Raw genomic sequence first — 20,920 nt, 5'->3', positions numbered from 1 at the left:
CTTCACGCCGTGACATGTCCTGCCCCCTACGAAAGGTACAACTATGAAATTCAAACTCGCATTACTCAGTGCAACCCTGGTTTCTGCATGCATGTTGTCCGGCACGTCCTTTGCGGCGGAAAAATATGAAATTGCTGTGGTTGCTAAAGTCACCGGGATCCCATGGTTTAACCGGATGGAAACCGGCGTAAATGAAGCAGCAAAAAAACTGGATGTGAATGCTTACCAGACCGGACCTTCAACGCCGGACCCGGCGCAGCAGGTGAAAGTGATTGAGGATCTGATCGCCAAAAACGTTAATGCGATCATCGTGGTGCCGAATGATGCCAAGGTCCTTGAGCCTGTACTGAAAAAAGCGCGCGATAAAGGCATCGTGGTGTTGACGCACGAATCCCCGGATGAGCAAATTGGCCAGTGGGATATCGAAACCATCGACAGTGAAAAATACGCACAGGCTAACGTCGATGAGTTAGCGAAAAATATGGGCGGCAAAGGCGGATATGCCATCTATGTTGGTTCGCTGACGGTCCCACTGCATAACGCGTGGGCGGATTATGCAATTAAGTACCAGAAAGAAAAATATCCGGAAATGTTCGAAGTCACTTCACGTCTGCCGGTCGCGGAAAGCATCGATAAATCCTACGCCACAACGCTGGATCTGATGAAAACCTACCCGCAGATGAAGGGCATTATCGGCTTCGGCTCACTGGGTCCAATCGGTGCGGGTCAGGCTGTGCAGAAAAAACGCGCCAAAGATAAGATCGCCGTCGTCGGGATCGCTATGCCAGCGCAGGCAGCACCTTACCTGATGCGCGGTGATATCAAAAAAGCGCTGCTGTGGGATCCAAAAGACGCGGGCTACGCGCTGGTCACTGTTGCCGATCAGCTGTTGCAGGGCAAAGAAGTGAACGCCGATCTGAGTATCGATGGTTTAGGGAAAGCCGATATCGACACGGAGAAGAAAGTGATCCGCTTTAACAAGATCCTCGAAGTCACCAAAGACAACGCACAATCACTTGGTTTCTAAGGCTTTAGCCAACACCAGGGAACCTTAACGCCGACCGTCTGGTCGGCGCTATCAACCAAACTAACACTCAGCGTCCCCCCGGACGCGCGCAGGGGTATTGTCCATGGCAGACACCACCGCATTTATCACTCTTGAGAATATCAGCAAACAATTCCCGGGCGTGCTGGCGCTGGATAACGTGAATCTGACGCTGAGAAAAGGCGAAGTTCACTGTCTGGCGGGTCAAAACGGCTGTGGTAAAAGTACCATTATTAAAGTGATCTCCGGGGTTTATCATCCGGAAAAAGGCGCGCAGATTTTACTCGACGGAAAATTGTTCCATCATCTGACGCCGCAGCTCTCTTCCCATTATGGCATTCAGGTTATTTATCAGGACCTGTCGTTGTTCCCCAACTTTAGCGTCGCAGAAAATATCGCGGTCAACCGCTATCTGCCAGGTGGCGATATCTGGGTGCGTCGCGGCGCCATGAAGCAGCAGGCGCTGGCAGCCATGAAACGTATTGGGGTGAATATCGATCCCGATAAAAAAGTTGAAAAACTCTCAATTGCTGATCGACAGCTGGTCGCCATTTGCCGGGCGATTGCCGCCGATGCGCGTCTGGTGATTATGGACGAGCCCACCGCTTCGCTAACCCGCCAGGAGGTTAATGGCCTGCTGCGAGTAGTTAATGAACTGAAAGCGGCCGGAATTTGCGTCGTGTTTGTCAGCCATCGTCTGGATGAGGTGATGGAAGTGGCTGACCGCATCAGCGTAATGCGCGACGGCAAACTGGTGGGCACATACCCTGCCAGCGAACTCGACAGCCACGAGCTGGCCTTCCTGATGACCGGACAACGCTTCCACTACAGCCCGTTGCCGGAAAGGCCCGCGATTGAGCAAGAGCCGCTGCTTGAGCTGCGCAATCTGAGCCGCAGAGGCAAATACCAAAACATTAATCTGTCGCTGCACGGCGGCGAGATCGTCTCCATTGTTGGTCTGCTGGGTGCCGGGCGCACTGAGCTTTGTCTGAGCCTGTTTGGTATGACCCACCCGGAAAGCGGCGAGATTCGCATTAACGGTCAGCCGGTTACTCTGCGCAATAACCATGACGCCATCCAACACGGGATCGGCTATGTCTCAGAAGATCGCCTGACGCAGGGGCTGATCATGGAGCAGTCGATCTACGACAACACCATCGTCACGGTGTTTGATCAACTGCACACCGGTAGCGGTCTGCTCGATCATCGTAAAGCGCAAAAGTTGGTCGCCGATTTAATCCGCGAACTGAATATCAAAGTGTCCGATCCGCACCTGCCGGTCAAAACCCTTTCCGGCGGTAATGCCCAGCGTATCGCCATTGCCAAATGGGTGGCGACCAATCCGCGCATCCTGATCCTCGACTCGCCTACCGTCGGCGTGGATATCGCCAACAAAGAGGGTATTTACCAGATAGCCCGCGATTTGGCTGAACAGGGTATGGCGGTGCTGATGATTTGCGATGAAATCCCGGAAGCGTATTACAACAGCCACCGTGTGCTGGTAATGCGTCGCGGCAAGCTGGTGGCGGAATTTAATCCTCATCAATGCCGTGAAGAGGAGATTGCTGAAGTGGTCGAGGTAATCAATGAATAAGATGCATCTCTCCCGTTTAATCGGGCAACATGAGTTCTGGCTGGGCCTGCTGGTTGTAGCCCTTGCCGTTGGGCTGAGCATCAGCACCGACGAGTTCTTGTCTTTGGGGAACCTGACGGATGTGGCCACCAGCTACGCGATTCTCGGCATCCTGGCCTGTGGGCTGTTTGTAGTGCTGATTTCCGGCGGGATCGACATCTCATTTCCGGCGATGACCGCGATAGCCCAGTATGCAATGGCCAGTTGGGTTATCGGTCACGGCGGCAACTTCGCGCTGGCGTTAATCATCGCCATTGCGGTGGGCCTGCTGCTTGGGCTGATCAACGGTTTTCTGGTCTATTGGCTACGCGTTCCGGCAATCATCATTACCATCGCCACGCTGAACGTCTACTACGGTCTGCTGGTTTACGCCACCAAAGGCACCTGGCTGTACGGCTTCCCGGACTGGTTTATGAACGGCATTAACTGGTTCTCGTTCACCGCGGCGGATGGCTACGACTACGGTTTGACCCTCCCCCTGCTGTGCCTGGCGGCGGTGATCATTTTTACCGCCGTGCTGATGAACTATACCCGTCTTGGCCGTCAGGTTTACGCCATGGGCGGCAACCGCGACGCGGCCTCGCGCCTGGGGCTGAATCTGCTGAAGCTGCATTTTTACGTCTATGGCTACATGGGCATTCTGGCAGGCGTTGCCGCCGTGGTTCAGGCGCAAATCACCCAGTCAGTTGCGCCCAATTCGCTGCTCGGCTTTGAGCTGACGGTGCTGGCGGCGGTAGTACTCGGCGGAACTAGCATGAGCGGCGGGCGCGGTACGTTGACCGGAACCCTGCTCGGCGTGGTTCTGCTGGCCTTCTTACAAAATGGACTGACGCTGCTCAGCGTCTCCTCTTACTGGCACACCGTGTTCAGCGGCGCCATTATCCTGGTCAGCATTAGCGCCACGGCCTGGAACGAAAAACGCAAACTGGCAAGGGAGCTTTGAGATGAAAACAATCGCCAGATTTTTACCCGGTGATGCCATCATTCGTCTGCAATGCGTGATTATTGTGGTCGTCGCCCTGGTCTTCTCGGCCCTGCTTGGCAGCCGTTTTTTCAGCGTCGCTAACTTCCAGTCGATTGGCTCACAGCTACCAATCCTCGGCATGCTGGCCCTCGGGATGGGCATGACCATGCTGACCGGCGGCATTAACCTGTCGATTATTGCCGGGGCGAACGCCTGCTCGCTGGTGATGGCGGCGATTATCGTCACCCATCCGGATAACCCGCTGTTTCTGGTGCTAGCGCTGCTGGCAGGCGCTGCCGTGGCGGTGGTTATCGGCACGCTCAACGGTGCGCTGATTGCCTGGGTCGGGGTTTCGCCTATTCTCGCCACGCTCGGCACGATGACGCTTATCTCCGGGCTGAATATTCTGCTTTCCAACGGGACGGTGATTTCCGGTTTTCCGACCGCCATTCAGTACCTTGGTAACGCCACGATTGCCGGTATTCCGGTGGCGCTACTGCTCTTTTTCCTGGTGGCAATCCTGCTGTGGGTGCTGCTGGAGCACACCACGCTTGGGCGCAGCCTGTATCTCGTCGGTTCCAATGAGCAGGCTACCCGCTACAGCGGTGTGAATACCGTACGGGTACAAATTTCGGTGTACGTGATTTCTGCCCTGCTCGGCTGGGTCGCCGCCATTTTGATGATGGCGAAATTCAACTCAGCTAAAGCCGGATACGGTGAATCCTACCTGCTGGTCACCATCCTTGCCTCCGTCCTCGGCGGTATCAACCCGGATGGCGGCTTCGGGCGCATTATCGGCCTGGTGCTGGCACTGATTGTGCTGCAAATGCTGGAAAGCGGCCTTAACTTGCTGGGGGTCAGCAGCTATCTGACGATGGCGCTGTGGGGCGCGGTGCTGATCCTCTTTATCGCATTACAGAATCGTAAAGCCTGATTTCAGGAGAAAAAATTATGGCAAGTTACTTTATTGGTGTGGATGTCGGAACCGGAAGCGCCCGTGCTGGCGTGTTTGATCTCAACGGCAGAATGGTCGGTCAGGCCAGTCGGGCCATCGAGATTTACCGCCCGCAGGCCGATTTTGTTGAGCAGTCTTCCGATAACATCTGGCAGGCGGTGTGTAACGCGGTTCGCGATGCGATTAACCAGTCGGATATCAACCCAATCCAGGTGAAAGGTCTGGGCTTTGACGCGACCTGTTCACTGGTGGTGCTGGACAAAGAAGGTAAACCGCTGACCATTAGCCCGTCCGGGCGCAGCGAACAGAACATCATTGTGTGGATGGATCACCGCGCCATTACTCAGGCCGAGCGCATCAACGCCCTGCATCATCGGGTGCTGGACTACGTTGGTGGTATTATCTCCCCAGAAATGCAAACGCCCAAGCTGCTATGGCTGAAGCAACATATGCCCAACACCTGGGCCAATGCGGGATACTACTTTGACCTGCCCGATTTCCTGACCTGGCGCGCAACGGGCGATGACACGCGCTCATTGTGTTCGACGGTGTGTAAATGGACCTATATGGGCCATGAAGACAAATGGGATGCCAGCTATTTCCGCCAGATTGGGCTGGAAGATTTGCTGGAGCATGATGCCGCCAAAATTGGTCGCTACGTGAAAACCATGGGCGAACCGCTCGGTCACGGGCTATCCGCGCGCGCCGCCAGCGAAATGGGGCTGATTCCGGGGACCGCTGTCAGCGTCTCGATCATCGATGCCCACGCCGGTACCCTCGGCACGCTCGGGGCAAGCGGTGTTTCCGGCGAGGTGGCGGATTTTGACCGTCGTATCGCGCTGATTGGCGGCACTTCCACTGGACACATGGCGATTTCCAAAGAGCCGCGTTTTATCGGCGGCGTCTGGGGTCCTTACTACTCAGCCGTGCTGCCAGAATACTGGCTCAACGAAGGTGGACAGTCGGCAACAGGGGCGTTAATCGATCACGTTATTCAGTCGCATCCTTGCTACGAAACCCTGCTGGCGCAAGCTAAATCTCAGGGGCAGACCATTTACGAAGTGCTGAATGCGCTGTTGCGTAAAATGGCCGGTGAGCCGGAAGATATCGCATTTTTAACCCGCGATATGCACATCCTGCCCTATTTCCACGGCAACCGCTCGCCACGCGCTAACCCAACGCTTACGGGCGCAATCACCGGACTGAAACTGTCACGTACGCCGGAAGATATGGCGCTACAGTACCTTGCGACCATCCAGGCCATTGCGCTGGGAACCCGCCATATCATTGAAACGATGAATCAAAGCGGCTACACCATCGATACGATAATGGCCAGCGGCGGCGGGACGAAAAACCCAATCTTCGTTCAGGAACATGCCAACGCCACCGGCTGCGCGATGCTGCTGCCTGAAGAGAGCGAAGCCATGCTGCTGGGTGGCGCCATGATGGGAACTATCGCCGCGGGCGTTTTCGAAACCTTCCCGGAAGCGATGTCGGCGATGAGCCGGATTGGTAAAACGGTTACCCCGCAAACAAATCGCATTAAGCAGTACTACGATCGCAAATATCGGGTATTCCACGAGATGTATCAGGATCATATGAAATACCGCCAGTTGATGCAGGAGGACGCATGAGCGACTCCTGGTCTCAGGCCACCGGCGTATTTCAGCTCTATAGCGATGCCCTGGCGGGTCTGGGGCAGCATCTGACTGAACCGCTCTGGCAGTCGCTGATGGCGGAGCTGCGCGGCTGTCGGGGGAAAATCGTCGTCACTGGCGTCGGCACCTCCGGCATTGCGGCGCGTAAAGTGGCGCATATGCTTGCGTGCGTGGAACGTCCGGCGATTTACCTCAACGCGACGGACGCGGCGCATGGCGATCTCGGTTTTTTACGCGCCAACGACCTGGTGATTATGCTGTCGCGTGGGGGGAATTCGGACGAACTCACCCGGCTGCTGCCCGGACTAAATGCGCGAAATGTGCCGATTCTGAGCGTGACTGAAAACGCCGATTCAGCCATTGCTAAAGCGTCGAGACTGGTGATTTCCACCGGCGTCCAGCGTGAGGCCGACCCGCTGAACATGTTGGCCACCACCTCAATTTTACTGGTGCTGGCTATCTTTGACGCCGCCTGCGCCTGCCTGATGAGCGAAAGCGGTTACTCAAAAGAGACGCTGTTGTCTGTGCATCCAGGTGGTGATGTGGGATTAACACTGAGCCGTGGTAAGTAACGCCAGACAGCGCTCTTGTTACCCACCTATTTGCAGGTGTAATGGCGGTCAGTTAAACATGTAGGGAGAACGTTTTACTCTGAATAAGTTTCCGTTCACCTTATGTGCATCGCTTCTCTGATATCGCTATACCCGTGAACGTGCAAGGGAGGCTCACCGCCGCCTCCCTTGCATCCCAGGCTCCCGGCGGGAAAATCGTCGCTGCGCGAGCTATTCGTCTTATTCCGTCTGCCTGTCGGGTCGGGGCCGAGCCTGCATCCATGCAGGCCGTCCTCTCTGCCCGCATCCCTGCGGGCAGACCCGGTCAGCCGTCAACGCCTCATCGATTTTCAGCCGGACCGGGGTCATCGCTTCAACGCTCTGACTTCCAGTTAAATCTGTTTTGCTGTTTTAACAAAAAACGCAGAAGGTGGGGTGTGAGCTGGTCCGGCTGAAAATTGCCGACGTGTTTCCGTAAGGCCGGGAGAGCCAGCATGGATGCTGGCTCAGGGCGCGCTTTACAGGGACGTTACATCGCGCCCGGCCCTGTAGCCTGGAGGAATAAGCTGAGGGAACCGCGGAGCGGCAATTTTCCCGCCGGGAGCCGGGATTGTTAAGGGTGCGGCGATAGCACCCTTAACACGTTCACTGCCGTTCAGTGTACAGAGAAGCGATGAACATAAGGTGAACGGAACCTTTTCTCGGAGAAAACATATTCATTATGCTCCGCCAACATATGTTGATACAGGAGCATTAACAGTACGTCATTGCGCAACCTGCCGGTTTATTTATATCTAAACAAAAGATAAAACAGTGAAAAAGCGGATTAACGCGCTGCGTTCCACTACCGCTATCTGTTCCGCACGTTAAAAATTCTGTGACGCTCTCCAGCATTCCTGGTGGAAAGCTTTCCATTCCTCAAATCTATGAGCAAACTTTAGCTATTCTTATCAAACATACTCACGGGAGAATCTACAGATGATGTCAACGCTTGCCCCACCATCTGTACTTTCCGCTCCCCAGCGCCGTTGCCAGGTGCTGCTGACGCTTTTCCTGCCGGGGCAAATCGCTACTACACAAACCTTCAGCAGCCTCAACGGTGTCGATGATGCCACGGTTCAGGAAGATATTATTGGCGCAGGACTCGAAATCCAGCGCTATCACCGGCTCGCGATAGCCACCGCGCAGAATGGTGGCTATACGATCGAAGGAACCCCGCTAAATCAACGTCTGTGTCTGTTGCAGTGGCTGCGCCGTGGCCTGCGGATTTGCCCTGCCTTTATCGCCCAGCAGTTTACCCCGGCGTTAAAAGCAGAACTTAAACAACGGGGGATCGCACGTACGCTGTATGACGACACCAATCTGCACGCGCTCATTAATCTGTGTTCCCGGCGCTTGCAGAAACCGTTTGAGTGTCGTGACATCCAGTTCCTGCGCCTGTATTTACAGTACTGCCTGCTACAGCACCACGCGGGGATCACCCCGGAGTTTAACCCACTCCAGCAACGCTGGGCGCAATCCTGCGCGGAATATCCGCTCGCCGAGGAAATTGGCCGTCATTGGCAGCGCCACGTCATGCAGAGTGCACCGCTGGGCGAATCGCTGTTTATGGCGTTGCTGTTCTCAATGCTTCGTATCCCCGACCCGATTCGCGATAATCACCAGCAGGATCGCCGCCTGCGCCTTGCTATTGCGCGGCTGGTGCTGCGTTTTCGCGAGTATGGCAATGTGCGCTTCAGCGATGAGCAAGGGCTGAATGACCAGTTGTATATCCACCTGGCTCAGGCACTGAACCGCAGCGTGTTTGCCATCGGCATTGATAACACGCTGCCGGAGGAGTTCAGCCGCCTTTATCCCCGGCTGGTTCGTACTACCCGCGAGGCGATTCACGGCTTCGAGGCCGAATACGATGTGCAATTTTCCGAAGAAGAGATCGGGCTGGTGGCCGTTATTTTCGGCGCCTGGCTGATGCAGGAGAAGGATTTACACGAAAAGCAGATTATCCTGCTGACCGGTAGTAACGAACAACTTGAAGTACATATAGAGCAACAGCTGCGCGAACTGACGCTGCTGCCGCTCAACGTAAAACATATGCCGATGCAGGACTTTCAAAAAGAGGGTGCCCCGCGCGGCGTAACGCTGATTATTACGCCGTATACCACGCCGTTACCGCTATTTTCACCCCCGTTGATTCATGCGGATCTGGCGCTTACGCCGCATCAGCAGCAGCAGATCCGCAAAATCCTCGAATCATAACGTTGCAGGCTGCGCGACCACCTTCGGGCGCAGAACGATTGCCGGGAGCGCCACCAGCGCCATCACCCAGAACACGCCGCTGCCCAGATTCTGGTACAGATAGCCCGCGAATACGGTCATGATGGCGATACTGCCGCCCATCGCTATCGCGGAATACACCGCCTGCAAACGAATAACTTCGCTCCCCTGGCGTGCCGCGATATAACGCATTGCCGCCAGGTGGCAGACGGTAAAGGTTCCGCAATGGAGGATTTGCACCACGATCAGCCACGGCAGCTCGGTGCTCCAGCCCATCAATCCCCAACGCACCACCCCGCAAATGGCGGAAAGCAGCAGCAGATCGCGGGCGCTGAAGCGACGGAACAGCTTGTGGCTAAGTGCGAAAATAATCACCTCCGCCACCACACCTAGTGACCATAAATAGCCCACCGCCGAAGCGGAATATCCGGCAGACTGCCAATAGATGGCGCTGAAACCATAATACGCAGCATGCGCACCCTGTAGCAGACTCACGCAAGCAAGAAAACGCCAGCTCTGGGTTATCAGCGCGCGCCAGGCGGGCCATCCCGCACTCTCCTGCTGACGGTTTTCACCCACTGGCTGCACGCTCGGGCGAATCATCATGCCCAGCAGCATCGAGGCGACGCCAAGCGATAGCAGGACCAGGATCACCCGATAGTCAAACAGGCTCACCAGTTTGCCGGTTAGCGCGGAGCCGATCACAAAAGCCACAGATCCCCACAGTCGCACCCGACCGTAATCCATGGTGATTTGTTTCTGCCAGGTGTTGGCCAGCGCGTCGGTCAGCGGTACCAACGGTGAGAAAAACAGGTTAAAACCGACCATCACCACCATCAGCCACGCCACGTTGGTTCCCGCCCAGAAGGCCAGCGCAAACACCAGCGTCAACAGGGCCAGAATACGTAACGCTGAGATCAGCCGAGAGGGATCGCTCACACGCGGCGCAATCAGCAAACTACCGAGAAAACGGGCAATCAGCCCCGCGCCCAGCAGTAAACCGATGGTTTCCGGCGTCAGCCCTAGCCCTTCGAGCCAGACGCTCCAGAAAGGCAGAAAGATACCGTAGCTAAAGAAGTAGGTGAAATAACCGAGCGCCAGCCAGCGCGTGGAATGCAAAGCCATGGGTCCTCCCGTTTTGGAAGCCCTAGTCTAATGACTCAAACCACATTCTGAAGAGTACTACCGTTCACATTTACGAAATAATTGTGACAAACATCACCTTTAACCAACACGATTGGTCATCCGCATCCGCAATCGTTTACATCTGTATGATTTTACAGCAGGGAACATGATGGGATGAATAAACAGTAATGCAAGGAATTGAATGGATTTTGCGAAAAATACTCAGCTGAATACCAAAATCCTTAATATCATCACAAGTATATCATTTAGCAGCCAATATTCGTGATTGCAATATTTTGACTCCGTACTAATTTAAAATTATTTAAATGTAATAGCAGTTAGCCCGTTCATTTTTAATAAATATAATCTGAAAATCTCACTTATTAATATGACTGCCAGCGCATATCGAATACCATTGCCCAGCAATTAATTTTGATCTTTGTCTTTTCATTAATTTAATTGCTAACAGGTTAATCAAATAAGAGGGACTTTAATGAACAAAATTGCAAAATCTATAGCGGTTAGCTTGCTGGCGCTTTCTGCGGGAAGCGCATGGGCGACGGACGGTAAAATTGAATTTACGGGTGAAATTCTAACCAGCACCTGTGAATTCGCCGATGGTGACGTCATCAACGTGGAACTGGGTCATTACGCCGCCGCACAGTTTAAAACTGTCGGTGATACCAGCCCGGCGATTCCGGTTAATATTCCGTTGGAAAACTGCCCAGCCTCCCCGTGGGAGCACGTTGATGGCACAACGGACAACTCGTTCCAGCTGTGGCTGGAAACGCGCGCTGGCGGCACCGTAGCCGATCACGACGATCTGGTCGCCGTTAGCAGCATGGATACCGCCGCAACCGGCGTGGGCATCCGTATCGCAAGAGCCAGCGACAACGCAACGATGGTGCTGAATAAGTTGCCCGCGGCTGATTCAAAAATCAGCTTTGCCCCGGAAGCCGATGGCACCACTATTGTAGGGCTACAAGCCTATTACGTCTCCACTGTTGATCCTAAAGAGATCTCCCCAGGCGAAGCCAACGCCAGCGTTGACGTCACCATCGACTACCGCTAATCCCGTATACCGTCTCTTTCCATCCCTTCTTCCCGCTGGGATGGAAAGAGACGTTTTTTGACATCAGGTTAAGGATAACAGCGATGAAAAAAAACACCGCGCTCGCTTTGGCATTGGTGCTGGGCAGTTGGGTCAGCCAAAGCCTCGCTGGCGGTATTGTGCTACAGAGAACCCGTGTCATCTACGATGCCGGGAAAAAAGAGGCCGCGCTGCCGGTGGCTAACCACAGTGAAGGTCTGCCTTATTTATTGCAGTCGTGGGTCGACAATGCACAGGGAACCGCACGAGGCCCCTTTATTATTACACCGCCGCTTTTTCGCCTCGATGCTGATAACGATTCATCATTACGAATTATAAAATCATCTGAAAACATTGCTAACGATAAAGAATCGTTGTTCTTTATTAATGTGCGCGCTATTCCTGCCAAAAGCCAAACCACCGATGCGAATAATAATACGCTAACGCTGGTATTTAAAACACGAATAAAACTATTTTATCGCCCGACAAATTTAGTCGGCAAGCCGTACGATGCTTATAAATCTCTTGAATATAAATATAGCAATAATGAGTTAGATATATATAACCCATCGGCTTATCACGTCGTATTCGCCGGTCTTGCGTTAGGGAAAACCGATCTCACAAATAAAATCGATTACATCGCTCCCGGCGAGCATAAACGGCTGGCGGTCCCCGCAGCCGCAGGGAAAACGGTGCGGTGGGCCGCGATCAACGACTATGGCGGTACCACCAAAACAGAAACCCAGACACTGCAATAAGCCACGCCTCACGATGATAGCTCTCAGGGAATGACAAGCGATATGACGCAAAGAACGCCGAATTTATCAACCGTGAAGCCACTTGCCTTCTGGTTGCACTGCGCAATCGCCAGCGGATGCCTGGCCTCCGGCCATGCCTGGGCCGGTGACTTCTACTTTGACCCAACCCTTCTGGAAACGGAGAAAAGCGGCCAGCAGGCGGTGGATCTGGCGGTATTTTCGCAGAATAACGCCCAGCTTCCCGGCGAATATATTGTTGATATTTATATTAACAACAAGAAAACCGGTCAGCGTAGGCTGCCGTTTGTCGCGGGTAAAGACCACCAGTTGATTCCTCAGTTCACCCTCGGGCAACTGCGTGAGCTGGGCTTTAAAATCGACAACTATCCACAGTTGGCGGAGCAGGACAACGCCACGATAGTAGCCGACCTGACGCAGGCGATTCCCGGCAGCATCTCACAGTTTGATATCAACCACAGCCGACTGAATCTCAGCGTGCCGCAGATTGCCCTTTACCGTGACGCCCGCGGCTATGTAGATCCTGCACGCTGGGACGACGGGATGCCGGTTTTGTTCACCAACTACAACTTTAGCGGTTCGCAAAACCAGTACGACAACGACAGCGATCGGCGTCAGTATCTGAATATGCAAAATGGTGCCAACATCGGCCCCTGGCGACTGCGCAATTACTCGACCTGGGCGCACAGCGATAATGACACGCGTTGGGATAGCATTAATAGCTGGCTACAACGGGATATCAAAAGCCTGAAATCGCAGTTGGTGATAGGCGAGAGCGCCACCGAAGGCACGGTGTTCTCCAGCTATCAGTTTACCGGCGTGCGGCTGTACTCTGATGAAACCATGCTGCCCAACAGCCAGCGCGGCTTTGCGCCGACCATTCGCGGCATCGCCAACTCCAGCGCTATCGTGACGGTACGGCAAAACGGCTACACCCTGTATCAAAGCAACGTTCCGGCTGGGGCTTTTGAAATCAACGATCTCTACCCTTCGGCGTTCAGCGGCGACTTAGACGTCACTATCGAAGAAGCCGACGGCAGCATACGTCATTTCGTCCAGCCGTTCTCCGCGCTGCCGCAGATGCAAAGACCGGGTTATCTAAAATACAGCGTCACCGCGGGGCGCTTTCGCGCTGCCAGCTCGCAGGACAGCCACGAGCCGGAGTTCCTTGAAAGCACCGCCAGCTATGGTCTGAACAACGCGTTCACGCTTTACGGCGGCCTGAACGCCTCGCAGGACTACCCAGCGCTGGCGCTGGGCCTCGGCTCTACGCTTGGCGTTCTGGGGGCAGTATCGATGGACGTCAGCCGTGCGGACACTCAGCTTGATAACGATGAAAGCTATCATGGCTACAGCTGGCGCACCCAGTACATCAAAGACCTACCGGAAAGCGGCACCAGCGTGTCGCTAAGCTACTACCGCTACACCAGCAGCGGTTATTTCAACTTCTCCGACGCCAACCAGAAGGGTATCAACGGCGGCGATCACCTGCGCAATGAAGCTCAGTTCACTGTCAGCCAGACGTTGTTTTCTGGTATCAGTTTCTACGCCTCTGGCTCGCAGCAGGAGTACTGGGATCGCGAGCAGCAGGATAAAAATCTGTCCATTGGCCTGAACGGCAATCTGTGGGGCGTGAGCTATAACCTCAGCGGCCAGTTTACCGACTCACATGACAGCGACAACGACCGTACGCTGTCGCTCAGCCTGAGCGTGCCGTTGGATCGCTGGCTGTCGCATGCGCAGGCAACCTGGCGCACCACCGACCAGCGCGATCGCGCTACTCAGCACGAAGTGGGCATCAATGGCTCGCTGCTGGAAGACCGTCGGCTGACCTATAACCTGAAACAACGGCAAAGCGAAGGCGGCGATCCGGGCAGCAGCAGTCTGTACGGCAGCTACCGTTCTGCCTACGGCACCGTGAATGCCGGTTACGACTACAGCAGCGATAACCGCCAACTGAGCTACGGCCTCTCTGGCGGTATTGTCGCCCATCGTCACGGCGTGACCCTGTCGCAGTCACTGGGCAATGCCTTTGCGCTGATTGACACCAACGGCGCGGCAGGGATCCGGGTGAAAAATTACCCCGGCATCGCCACCGACTATTTTGGCTATGCCGTGATCCCCTATCTGACCGCGTATCAGGAAAACGCCATCTCTCTCGATACCACAATGATGCCGGATAACGTCGACGTCACCGAAACGGTGCGCACCGTAGTGCCTAATCGCGGTGCCGCCGTAACGGCACACTTTATTGCCCAGACCGGCTACCGCGTACTGCTGAAACTCACCGATGCGCGCGGAAAAGCACTGCCCTTCGGCGCCATCGCCAGCAGTCAGACGCAGCAGAGCATCGTTGATGAAGGTGGCGTGCTGTATATCACTGGCGTAAACAGCCAGCCGCAGATCTGGTCCGTGCGCTGGGGTAATCAGCCAGATCAACAGTGCCAGTTTACCTTCAGCCTGCCGGAAGATGCTGCTCGCAACACCGCAATACAAAATGGGAACGCGCTATGTCAATAAAGAGTCTGTGGATGAAAAATGGGATTACCGCCGCGCTACTGGCGCTACCTATCACCCCGGTCTACGCGGTGACCGGGGCCTGCTCCGCGACGGGAAGCTTTAACGTCAATATAGCCAGCGACTGGACGCAAGCACAGAACGTCGCGGGAACCTCGCTGGAACTGCCAACGCCGCTCTCAGGCAATGCTTATCAAATCGATTGCAGCTGTAGCGCGGGTAGCAAAGTGGCGTTGTACTATACGGTCACCAGCGCGCTATCTAAAAACGGTAAACTCAGCGGCTTTTACCAGTTGAATGATAATCTGGATATTAAAACTGAAGTTGATGACATTCCCGGGAAGACGGCGGTCACGCCGCAGAACACTAAACCTATCCAGGAAAGTGGCTCTTACAGCCCCAGCAGCAGCAAAGGTAGCGTGTGCACGGCTGACCCAGCGGAGATCCGCGCCGCGCCGGTAAACATTGGCGCGAGCACCCGTTTTACGCTGTACGTCACCAAACCCTTCCTGGGGGAACTGGTAATTCCAGACACCCTGGTCGCCTCAGTACAGGCCGGATGGACCAGTTCGTCCACCCCACCATCGGTGAGCAGCATGGAAAATATCGCCGAACTGCGCATCCAGGGGAGCATCACCGTGCCCCAGGATTGTAAAATCAACCAGGGCGACGTGATTCAGGTCGATCTCGGTTTTATCAACGCCAACCGTTTCACCACCAAGGACCAGATGCCGGACGGCTATACACCGGTCAATTTTGACATTCACTATGACTGCGGTGATACCTCAACCATCAAAAATAGCATGGAAATGAGGATTGATGCTGATGATGTGATTGAGCAGTACACGTTAGTCGCCCGCCGCCAGGAAGCCAATAATGTCCCGGACATCGGTGTGAGAATGGCCCGTATCGACGGCACCCATGTCAATGTCCCGTTCACAAATGGATTGATCAATATCGATCCTTCCGGCAAGGGAGTAATCAACCTGGAAGCCTGGCCGATTAATATGCTCGGCGGCACGCCCGCGCCGGGGAAATTTAGCGGTACCGCGACCATCACCGTTCTCGTGAAATAATGGCTCACAACATCGGCTGGCGCTGAGCCAGTTCGATAAAATGCTGCAGGGCGGGCTTTAGCTCGCCTTTTTTCCACGCCATCAACAGCGCAATGGTCGGAACATCGCCAACAATAGGGCGGAAAACCACCTGTCCGGTATTAAAATTATTCATATAACCGGGTATCAAAGTCACCCCCAGCCCCATGCCGACCAGGTTCATGGTCACCAGAATGTTGGTTGCCACCTGCACAATGTTGGGCTGGCTTTTTTGCTGCTGAAACCAGTTTTTGACAATCATCGCTAACGCACCGGAGTAGGCCGGATCAGTGCTGACAAAATTCACGCCGTGTAGTTGTTCTGCGGAGATTGCTTGCTCATTAGCTAACGGATGATTCACCGGTAAAACCACTACTAACGGCTCATGAATCAGCTCCAGATAATCGAGATCCGGGCTGTACACCGGGTGGCGCATTAAGCCCACATCCAGCTCTCCACTCAGGATCTTCTCTTCCTGTTCGGTGGTGATCAGACTCACCAGCTCAATGTGCGTATCAGGCTGTTTTAAACGAAACAAAGGCAGCACCTTCGGCAGCAGATTTACCTCTGCGGAAGGGACAAAACCGATGGCGAAATGATTATCTTCCTGCACCGTTTTACGGGCACGAACTTTGGCGTTTTCCGCCTGTTCGAGGATCGCCAGCGCATCTTGTAAAAAGCACTCTCCCGCCGCCGTCAGCGCAACTTTTCGTTTATCCCGCACCAGCAACGGAACGCCCACGCACGTTTCCAGATCGCGGATCTGGCTGCTTAACGACGGCTGAGAGGTATGCAGCTTTTCTGCCGCTCGGGTGAAATTCAGCGCCTGCGCCACCGCTACGAAATAGCGTAAGTGCCTCAGTTCCATGCCCTTCTCCTTGTTATCGAAAAAATGTCTCAACTGGTAGAAATTTACTATTTCACAGATTGATAACTAACCAGCAACATCCTTAAGGTACAAAAAAAGAAGGTCAATACATCTTAGCTTTCAGGATTAAAAAATATGACCACACCCTCAAATTTAGACATCTACCAACTGATCGACACACAAAACGGTCGCGTAACCCCACGAATTTATACCGACCCTGAAATTTACCAACTGGAGCTGGAACGCATCTTCGGACGCTGCTGGTTATTTCTCGCCCACGAAAGCCAAATCCCCAAACCCGGTGATTTTTTTAACACCTACATGGGCGAGGATGCGGTTGTGGTGGTTCGCCAGAAAGACGGCAGCATCAAAGCGTTTCTCAACCAGTGTCGCCACCGCGCAATGCGCGTCAGCTACGCCGACTGCGGCAATACCCGCGCCTTCACCTGCCCGTATCACGGCTGGTCGTACGGCATTAACGGCGATCTGATCGACGTGCCACTGGAACCGCGCGCCTACCCGCAAGGGCTGTGCAAATCGCACTGGGGGCTGAACGAAGTTCCTGGCGTAGAGAGCTACAAGGGACTGATTTTCGGCAACTGGGATACCTCCGCGCCTGCGCTGCGCGATTATCTCGGCGACATCGCCTGGTATCTCGACGGTGTGCTGGATCGTCGTGAAGGCGGCACCGAAATCGTCGGTGGCGTACAAAAGTGGACCATTGATTGTAACTGGAAATTCCCCGCCGAACAGTTTGCCAGCGACCAGTATCACGCGCTGTTCAGCCATGCCTCGGCCGTGCAGGTGCTGGGGGCAAAAGACGACGGCAGCGATAAACGCCTGGGCGACGGACAAACCGCCCGCCCGGTGTGGGAAACCGCCAAAGACGCACTACAGTTCGGTCAGGATGGGCACGGCAGCGGATTTTTCTTTACCGAAAATCCCGATGCCAACGTCTGGGTCGACGGCGAAGTCTCCAGCTATTACCGCGACACCTACGCGGAAGCCGAGCAGCGTCTGGGAAAAGTTCGCGCCCTGCGTCTGGCCGGTCACAACAACATTTTCCCAACGCTTTCCTGGCTCAACGGTACTGCCACCTTAAGGGTCTGGCATCCGCGCGGGCCGGATCAAGTTGAAGTATGGGCATTCTGTATTACCGATAAAGCCGCTTCTGATGAAGTGAAAGCTGCGTTTGAAAACAGCGCCACGCGCGCCTTTGGCCCCGCCGGATTCCTGGAGCAGGACGACTCGGAAAACTGGTGTGAAATTCAAAAACTGCTGAAGGGTCATCGCGCACGCAACACCAAATTGTGTTTGGAAATGGGGCTGGGCCAGGAGAAACGTCGTGAAGACGGCATTCCGGGGATCACCAACTACATCTTTTCGGAAACCGCCGCGCGCGGCATGTATCAGCGCTGGGCCGATTTGCTCAGCAGCGAAAGCTGGCAGGAAGTGCAGGAGAAAACTTCAGCTTACCAGCAGGAGGTGATGAAATGAGCACCTTAGTTTCTCAGGAACTACACCACCGCATTACACAGTTTCTCTACCATGAAGCCAGCCTGCTGGATGACTGGAAGTTTCGTGACTGGCTGGCACAACTGGATGAAGACATTCGCTACACCATGCGTACGACGGTCAATGCCCAGACGCGCGATCGTCGCAAAGGCGTGCAGCCGCCGACCACCTGGATTTTCAACGACAACAAAGACCAGCTCGAACGTCGTATCGCGCGGCTGGAAACCGGCATGGCCTGGGCGGAAGAGCCACCGTCGCGTACCCGGCACCTGATCAGCAACTGCCAGGTCAGTGAAACTGGGGTTCCCGACGTCTTTGCCGTGCGCCTTAATTATCTGCTGTATCGCGCGCAAAAAGAGCGCGATGAAACCTTTTACGTCGGCATGCGCATAGACAAAGTGCGCCGTTTGCCGGGCGATGAGTGGCGCTTACTGGAGCGTGAGATCGTGCTGGATCAAGCGGTGATCACCTCCCATAACCTGAGTGTACTGTTCTGATGAGTCGTGTTTATGCCTGCCCCGTAGGGGATTTGCCGGAGGGTGAAGCGCTCCGGCTTGATACTTCGCCCGTCATCGCGCTGTTCAACGTTGGCGGCGAGTTCTATGCCATTAACGATCGCTGTAGCCACGGTAACGCCTCGATGTCGGAAGGCTATCTGGAAGACGACGCTACGGTGGAATGCCCGCTGCATGCCGCCAGTTTTTGCCTGAAAACCGGCAAGGCGTTGTGCTTGCCCGCCACCGACGCGCTCACCACCTACGCGGTATATGTAGACGGTAGCGATGTGTTTGTTGATATTCCAGAGGACGCAAGATGAGCGATTTACGCGATAACGTGGTCTTTATCACCGGCGGCGGCTCCGGTCTTGGTCTGGCACTGGTCGAGCGTTTCATCGAAGAAGGTGCGCGGGTCGCCACGCTGGAGCTGTCGCCAGCTAAAGTTGCCAGCCTGCGTCAGCGCTTTGGCGAACATGTGCTGGCAATCGAAGGCAACGTCACCTGCTACGCCGACTATCAGCGCGCGGTAGATCAAATCCTGACGCATTACGATACGCTGGACTGTTTTATCGGAAATGCGGGGATATGGGATCACAACGCCTCGTTGGTCAATACGCCTGCGGAGGCGCTGGAGAGCGGCTTCCACGAGCTGTTTAACGTCAACGTGCTGGGCTATCTGCTGGGCGCGAAAGCCTGTGCCCCAGCACTTATCGCCAGCGAAGGCAGCATCATCTTTACCCTGTCCAATGCGTCGTGGTATCCCGGCGGCGGCGGCCCGCTGTATACCGCCAGCAAACATGCGGCTACCGGGCTGATTCGCCAGCTGGCATACGAGCTGGCACCAAAGATTCGTGTTAACGGTGTCGGTCCATGCGGTATGGCGACAGATCTACGCGGCCCGCAGGCGCTGGGACAAAACGATACATCGATTATGCAGTCGCTGACGCCGGAAAAAATCGCCGCTATTTTGCCACTACAATTTTTCCCGGAGCCGGCGGATTTTACCGGCCCGTATGTGATGCTGGCGTCAAAACGCAACAACCGCACATTGAGCGGCGTGATGATCAATGCCGACGCCGGTCTGGGTATTCGCGGTATTCGTCACGTCGCCGCCGGACTGGATCTCTGAGGAGGCGTTATGAACCCAAAAACTATTGCTATCGTCGGCGGCGGTCAGGCGGCGGCTATGGCTACCGCTGCACTGCGCCAACAAGGTTTTGACGGCGAATTACACCTGTTTTCCGATGAGCAGCATCTGCCCTATGAACGCCCACCGCTCTCCAAAGCGATGCTACTGGACGACAATCCGCAACTTCAGCCGATACTCCCCGCTGACTGGTGGCGGGAACACAACGTACAGCTGCATCTGGGGGTTACTGTGCAGACGCTCGGCCGCCAAACGCATCAGTTGGTGCTGGCTAATGGGCAGAGTTATCCATGGGATCGGCTACTGATTGCGACGGGCGCTGCGGCACGCCCCCTTCCGCAACTGGATAAGCTGGGCGATCGTTGCTTCACCCTGCGCCACGCGGGCGATGCCGAGCGCCTGCGCGACAATTTATTGCCGGGCAAGTCGATTGTCATTGTCGGTGCGGGCACCATTGGTCTGGAACTGGCGGCCAGCGCGACTCAACGCGGCTGTCAGGTGACGGTGGTGGAGCTGGCGCCAACGGTCATGGGCCGCAACGCGCCTGCTCCGGTGCGCGACTACCTGCTAGCCCGCCACCAACTTGCGGGCGTGCGGGTACTGCTTAACAGCGCTATTGAGCATGCCGAAGCAGGAGAGTGTCTCTCGCTCATGCTGCAAAACGGCGAAACTCTCACCGCTGATGCGGTGATCTATGGCATTGGTATTGTGGCGAACGATATGCTGGCCCGCGAAGCGGGGCTGGAGACGGCAAACGGCATTATCGTTGATGCCGCCTGCACCACCTCCGATCCCGCGATTTTCGCCGCCGGTGACGTAGCGATAACACGCCAGGCTGACGGTTCGTTAGTACGCGTGGAAAGCTGGGAAAACGCCAATTTTCAGGCACAGGTTGCCGCCGCCGCGATGCTCAATCAACCGCAGCCAGCAGCAACGCCGGGCTGGTTCTGGACCGATCAGTACCGTGATAATCTACAGTTTGTCGGCGAAATGCAGGGTGAGAACTGGCTCCTACGCGGCGATCCTGATGCGCAGAAAGCAATATGGTTTAACCTACAGGATGGCGTGATTGTCGGCGCAGTAACGTTGAATCAGGGCCGAGAAATACGTTTATTGAGAAAATGGATTCAGGCAAAGAAAAAGCCGCCAGTGGCGACTTTAATCAATGAAACAATCTTGCTTAAGTCAATATAACTGCCGGATGGCACTTC

Annotated in this window: 18 protein-coding genes; 16 read left to right on the top strand and 2 right to left on the bottom strand. The window is 55.0% G+C overall.

What is annotated here, in order from left to right; all coding sequences use genetic code 11:
• The first annotated feature begins 43 nt into the window (after nt 1-43).
• The 7 genes from OGY17_RS20895 to csiE all read left to right on the top strand — a co-directional run bounded on the left by OGY17_RS20895 (nt 44) and on the right by csiE (nt 9,062).
• Nucleotides 44-1,027, top strand: coding sequence for an autoinducer 2 ABC transporter substrate-binding protein (locus OGY17_RS20895; RefSeq protein ID WP_003037665.1), 984 nt, complete (start codon nt 44-46; stop codon nt 1,025-1,027).
• Nucleotides 1,028-1,130: 103 nt separating this feature from the next.
• On the top strand, nt 1,131-2,639 hold the full coding sequence (locus OGY17_RS20890; RefSeq protein WP_008785466.1) for a sugar ABC transporter ATP-binding protein: 1,509 nt from the start codon (nt 1,131-1,133) through the stop codon (nt 2,637-2,639).
• Nucleotides 2,632-3,621, top strand: a complete 990-nt coding sequence (locus OGY17_RS20885; protein WP_008785467.1) for an ABC transporter permease — start codon at nt 2,632-2,634, stop codon at nt 3,619-3,621. The genes OGY17_RS20890 and OGY17_RS20885 overlap by 8 nt, the downstream gene beginning before the upstream one ends.
• A 1-nt stretch (nt 3,622) precedes the next feature.
• Entirely contained in the window at nt 3,623-4,576 is a 954-nt protein-coding gene (locus OGY17_RS20880; RefSeq protein ID WP_008785468.1) for an ABC transporter permease, read from the top strand.
• Nucleotides 4,577-4,593: 17 nt separating this feature from the next.
• Nucleotides 4,594-6,231, top strand: a complete 1,638-nt coding sequence (locus OGY17_RS20875; RefSeq protein WP_008785469.1) for an FGGY-family carbohydrate kinase — start codon at nt 4,594-4,596, stop codon at nt 6,229-6,231.
• Nucleotides 6,228-6,827 carry a KpsF/GutQ family sugar-phosphate isomerase gene (locus OGY17_RS20870; protein ID WP_153752480.1) on the top strand — a complete coding sequence of 200 codons (600 nt, stop codon included), beginning with the start codon at nt 6,228-6,230 and terminating at the stop codon, nt 6,825-6,827. The genes OGY17_RS20875 and OGY17_RS20870 overlap by 4 nt, the downstream gene beginning before the upstream one ends.
• Before the next feature lie 957 nt (nt 6,828-7,784).
• Entirely contained in the window at nt 7,785-9,062 is a 1,278-nt protein-coding gene (gene csiE / locus OGY17_RS20865; protein ID WP_032944230.1) for a stationary phase inducible protein CsiE, read from the top strand.
• On the opposite strand, the gene OGY17_RS20860 is transcribed toward csiE, so the two are convergent.
• On the bottom strand, nt 9,057-10,205 hold the full coding sequence (locus tag OGY17_RS20860; protein WP_286608274.1) for a 3-phenylpropionate MFS transporter: 1,149 nt from the start codon (nt 10,203-10,205) through the stop codon (nt 9,057-9,059). The genes csiE and OGY17_RS20860 overlap by 6 nt on opposite strands.
• Before the next feature lie 493 nt (nt 10,206-10,698).
• On the opposite strand from OGY17_RS20860, the gene OGY17_RS20855 reads away from it, so the two are divergent.
• From OGY17_RS20855 to OGY17_RS20840, 4 genes are all read left to right on the top strand, one after another.
• Nucleotides 10,699-11,277, top strand: a complete 579-nt coding sequence (locus OGY17_RS20855) for a fimbrial protein (protein ID WP_008785473.1) — start codon at nt 10,699-10,701, stop codon at nt 11,275-11,277.
• Between the two features lie 83 nt (nt 11,278-11,360).
• Complete coding sequence (locus OGY17_RS20850) at nt 11,361-12,053, top strand: fimbrial biogenesis chaperone (protein ID WP_032944234.1); 693 nt, start codon at nt 11,361-11,363, stop codon at nt 12,051-12,053.
• A 42-nt stretch (nt 12,054-12,095) separates the two neighbouring features.
• Nucleotides 12,096-14,591 carry a fimbria/pilus outer membrane usher protein gene (locus OGY17_RS20845; protein ID WP_286608272.1) on the top strand — a complete coding sequence of 832 codons (2,496 nt, stop codon included), beginning with the start codon at nt 12,096-12,098 and terminating at the stop codon, nt 14,589-14,591.
• On the top strand, nt 14,582-15,664 hold the full coding sequence (locus tag OGY17_RS20840) for a fimbrial protein (RefSeq protein ID WP_286608269.1): 1,083 nt from the start codon (nt 14,582-14,584) through the stop codon (nt 15,662-15,664). The genes OGY17_RS20845 and OGY17_RS20840 overlap by 10 nt, the downstream gene beginning before the upstream one ends.
• 4 nt (nt 15,665-15,668) lie before the next feature.
• Here OGY17_RS20840 and hcaR read toward each other — a convergent pair whose 3' ends face one another.
• On the bottom strand, nt 15,669-16,550 hold the full coding sequence (hcaR, locus tag OGY17_RS20835) for a DNA-binding transcriptional regulator HcaR (RefSeq protein WP_060683414.1): 882 nt from the start codon (nt 16,548-16,550) through the stop codon (nt 15,669-15,671).
• 135 nt (nt 16,551-16,685) lie between these two features.
• Here hcaR and hcaE point away from each other — a divergent pair, with 135 nt between their 5' ends.
• From hcaE to hcaD, 5 genes are read left to right on the top strand one after another with little or no spacing between them, the layout of a single operon-like run.
• Nucleotides 16,686-18,047 carry a 3-phenylpropionate/cinnamic acid dioxygenase subunit alpha gene (gene hcaE / locus OGY17_RS20830; protein ID WP_286608267.1) on the top strand — a complete coding sequence of 454 codons (1,362 nt, stop codon included), beginning with the start codon at nt 16,686-16,688 and terminating at the stop codon, nt 18,045-18,047.
• On the top strand, nt 18,044-18,562 hold the full coding sequence (gene hcaF, locus OGY17_RS20825) for a 3-phenylpropionate/cinnamic acid dioxygenase subunit beta (RefSeq protein ID WP_032944241.1): 519 nt from the start codon (nt 18,044-18,046) through the stop codon (nt 18,560-18,562). Before hcaE ends, hcaF begins: the two co-directional genes overlap by 4 nt.
• Nucleotides 18,562-18,882 carry a 3-phenylpropionate/cinnamic acid dioxygenase ferredoxin subunit gene (gene hcaC, locus OGY17_RS20820; RefSeq protein WP_032944244.1) on the top strand — a complete coding sequence of 107 codons (321 nt, stop codon included), beginning with the start codon at nt 18,562-18,564 and terminating at the stop codon, nt 18,880-18,882. The genes hcaF and hcaC overlap by 1 nt, the downstream gene beginning before the upstream one ends.
• Nucleotides 18,879-19,691, top strand: a complete 813-nt coding sequence (gene hcaB / locus OGY17_RS20815) for a 3-phenylpropionate-dihydrodiol/cinnamic acid-dihydrodiol dehydrogenase (RefSeq protein ID WP_234103808.1) — start codon at nt 18,879-18,881, stop codon at nt 19,689-19,691. The genes hcaC and hcaB overlap by 4 nt, the downstream gene beginning before the upstream one ends.
• A gap of 9 nt (nt 19,692-19,700) precedes the next feature.
• On the top strand, nt 19,701-20,903 hold the full coding sequence (hcaD, locus tag OGY17_RS20810) for a phenylpropionate dioxygenase ferredoxin reductase subunit (protein ID WP_191215500.1): 1,203 nt from the start codon (nt 19,701-19,703) through the stop codon (nt 20,901-20,903).
• Nucleotides 20,904-20,920 lie beyond the last annotated feature (17 nt).

Origin of the sequence: Citrobacter sp. Cpo126, assembly GCF_030332445.1 — a bacterium.
In the GTDB taxonomy this organism is placed as follows: domain Bacteria; phylum Pseudomonadota; class Gammaproteobacteria; order Enterobacterales; family Enterobacteriaceae; genus Citrobacter; species Citrobacter portucalensis.
This window is presented reverse-complemented; position numbering and strand designations above follow the sequence as displayed.

Bases quoted from the DNA above. Each gene is read 5' to 3' on its own strand.
- OGY17_RS20895 (WP_003037665.1), top strand. From the start codon at position 44: ATGAAATTCAAACTCGCATTACTCAGTGCAACCCTGGTTTCTGCATGC.
- OGY17_RS20890 (WP_008785466.1), top strand. From the start codon at position 1,131: ATGGCAGACACCACCGCATTTATCACTCTTGAGAATATCAGCAAACAA.
- OGY17_RS20885 (WP_008785467.1), top strand. From the start codon at position 2,632: ATGAATAAGATGCATCTCTCCCGTTTAATCGGGCAACATGAGTTCTGG.
- OGY17_RS20880 (WP_008785468.1), top strand. From the start codon at position 3,623: ATGAAAACAATCGCCAGATTTTTACCCGGTGATGCCATCATTCGTCTG.
- OGY17_RS20875 (WP_008785469.1), top strand. From the start codon at position 4,594: ATGGCAAGTTACTTTATTGGTGTGGATGTCGGAACCGGAAGCGCCCGT.
- OGY17_RS20870 (WP_153752480.1), top strand. From the start codon at position 6,228: ATGAGCGACTCCTGGTCTCAGGCCACCGGCGTATTTCAGCTCTATAGC.
- csiE (WP_032944230.1), top strand. From the start codon at position 7,785: ATGATGTCAACGCTTGCCCCACCATCTGTACTTTCCGCTCCCCAGCGC.
- OGY17_RS20860 (WP_286608274.1), bottom strand. From the start codon at position 10,205: ATGGCTTTGCATTCCACGCGCTGGCTGGCGCTCGGTTATTTCACCTAC.
- OGY17_RS20855 (WP_008785473.1), top strand. From the start codon at position 10,699: ATGAACAAAATTGCAAAATCTATAGCGGTTAGCTTGCTGGCGCTTTCT.
- OGY17_RS20850 (WP_032944234.1), top strand. From the start codon at position 11,361: ATGAAAAAAAACACCGCGCTCGCTTTGGCATTGGTGCTGGGCAGTTGG.
- OGY17_RS20845 (WP_286608272.1), top strand. From the start codon at position 12,096: ATGACGCAAAGAACGCCGAATTTATCAACCGTGAAGCCACTTGCCTTC.
- OGY17_RS20840 (WP_286608269.1), top strand. From the start codon at position 14,582: ATGTCAATAAAGAGTCTGTGGATGAAAAATGGGATTACCGCCGCGCTA.
- hcaR (WP_060683414.1), bottom strand. From the start codon at position 16,550: ATGGAACTGAGGCACTTACGCTATTTCGTAGCGGTGGCGCAGGCGCTG.
- hcaE (WP_286608267.1), top strand. From the start codon at position 16,686: ATGACCACACCCTCAAATTTAGACATCTACCAACTGATCGACACACAA.
- hcaF (WP_032944241.1), top strand. From the start codon at position 18,044: ATGAGCACCTTAGTTTCTCAGGAACTACACCACCGCATTACACAGTTT.
- hcaC (WP_032944244.1), top strand. From the start codon at position 18,562: ATGAGTCGTGTTTATGCCTGCCCCGTAGGGGATTTGCCGGAGGGTGAA.
- hcaB (WP_234103808.1), top strand. From the start codon at position 18,879: ATGAGCGATTTACGCGATAACGTGGTCTTTATCACCGGCGGCGGCTCC.
- hcaD (WP_191215500.1), top strand. From the start codon at position 19,701: ATGAACCCAAAAACTATTGCTATCGTCGGCGGCGGTCAGGCGGCGGCT.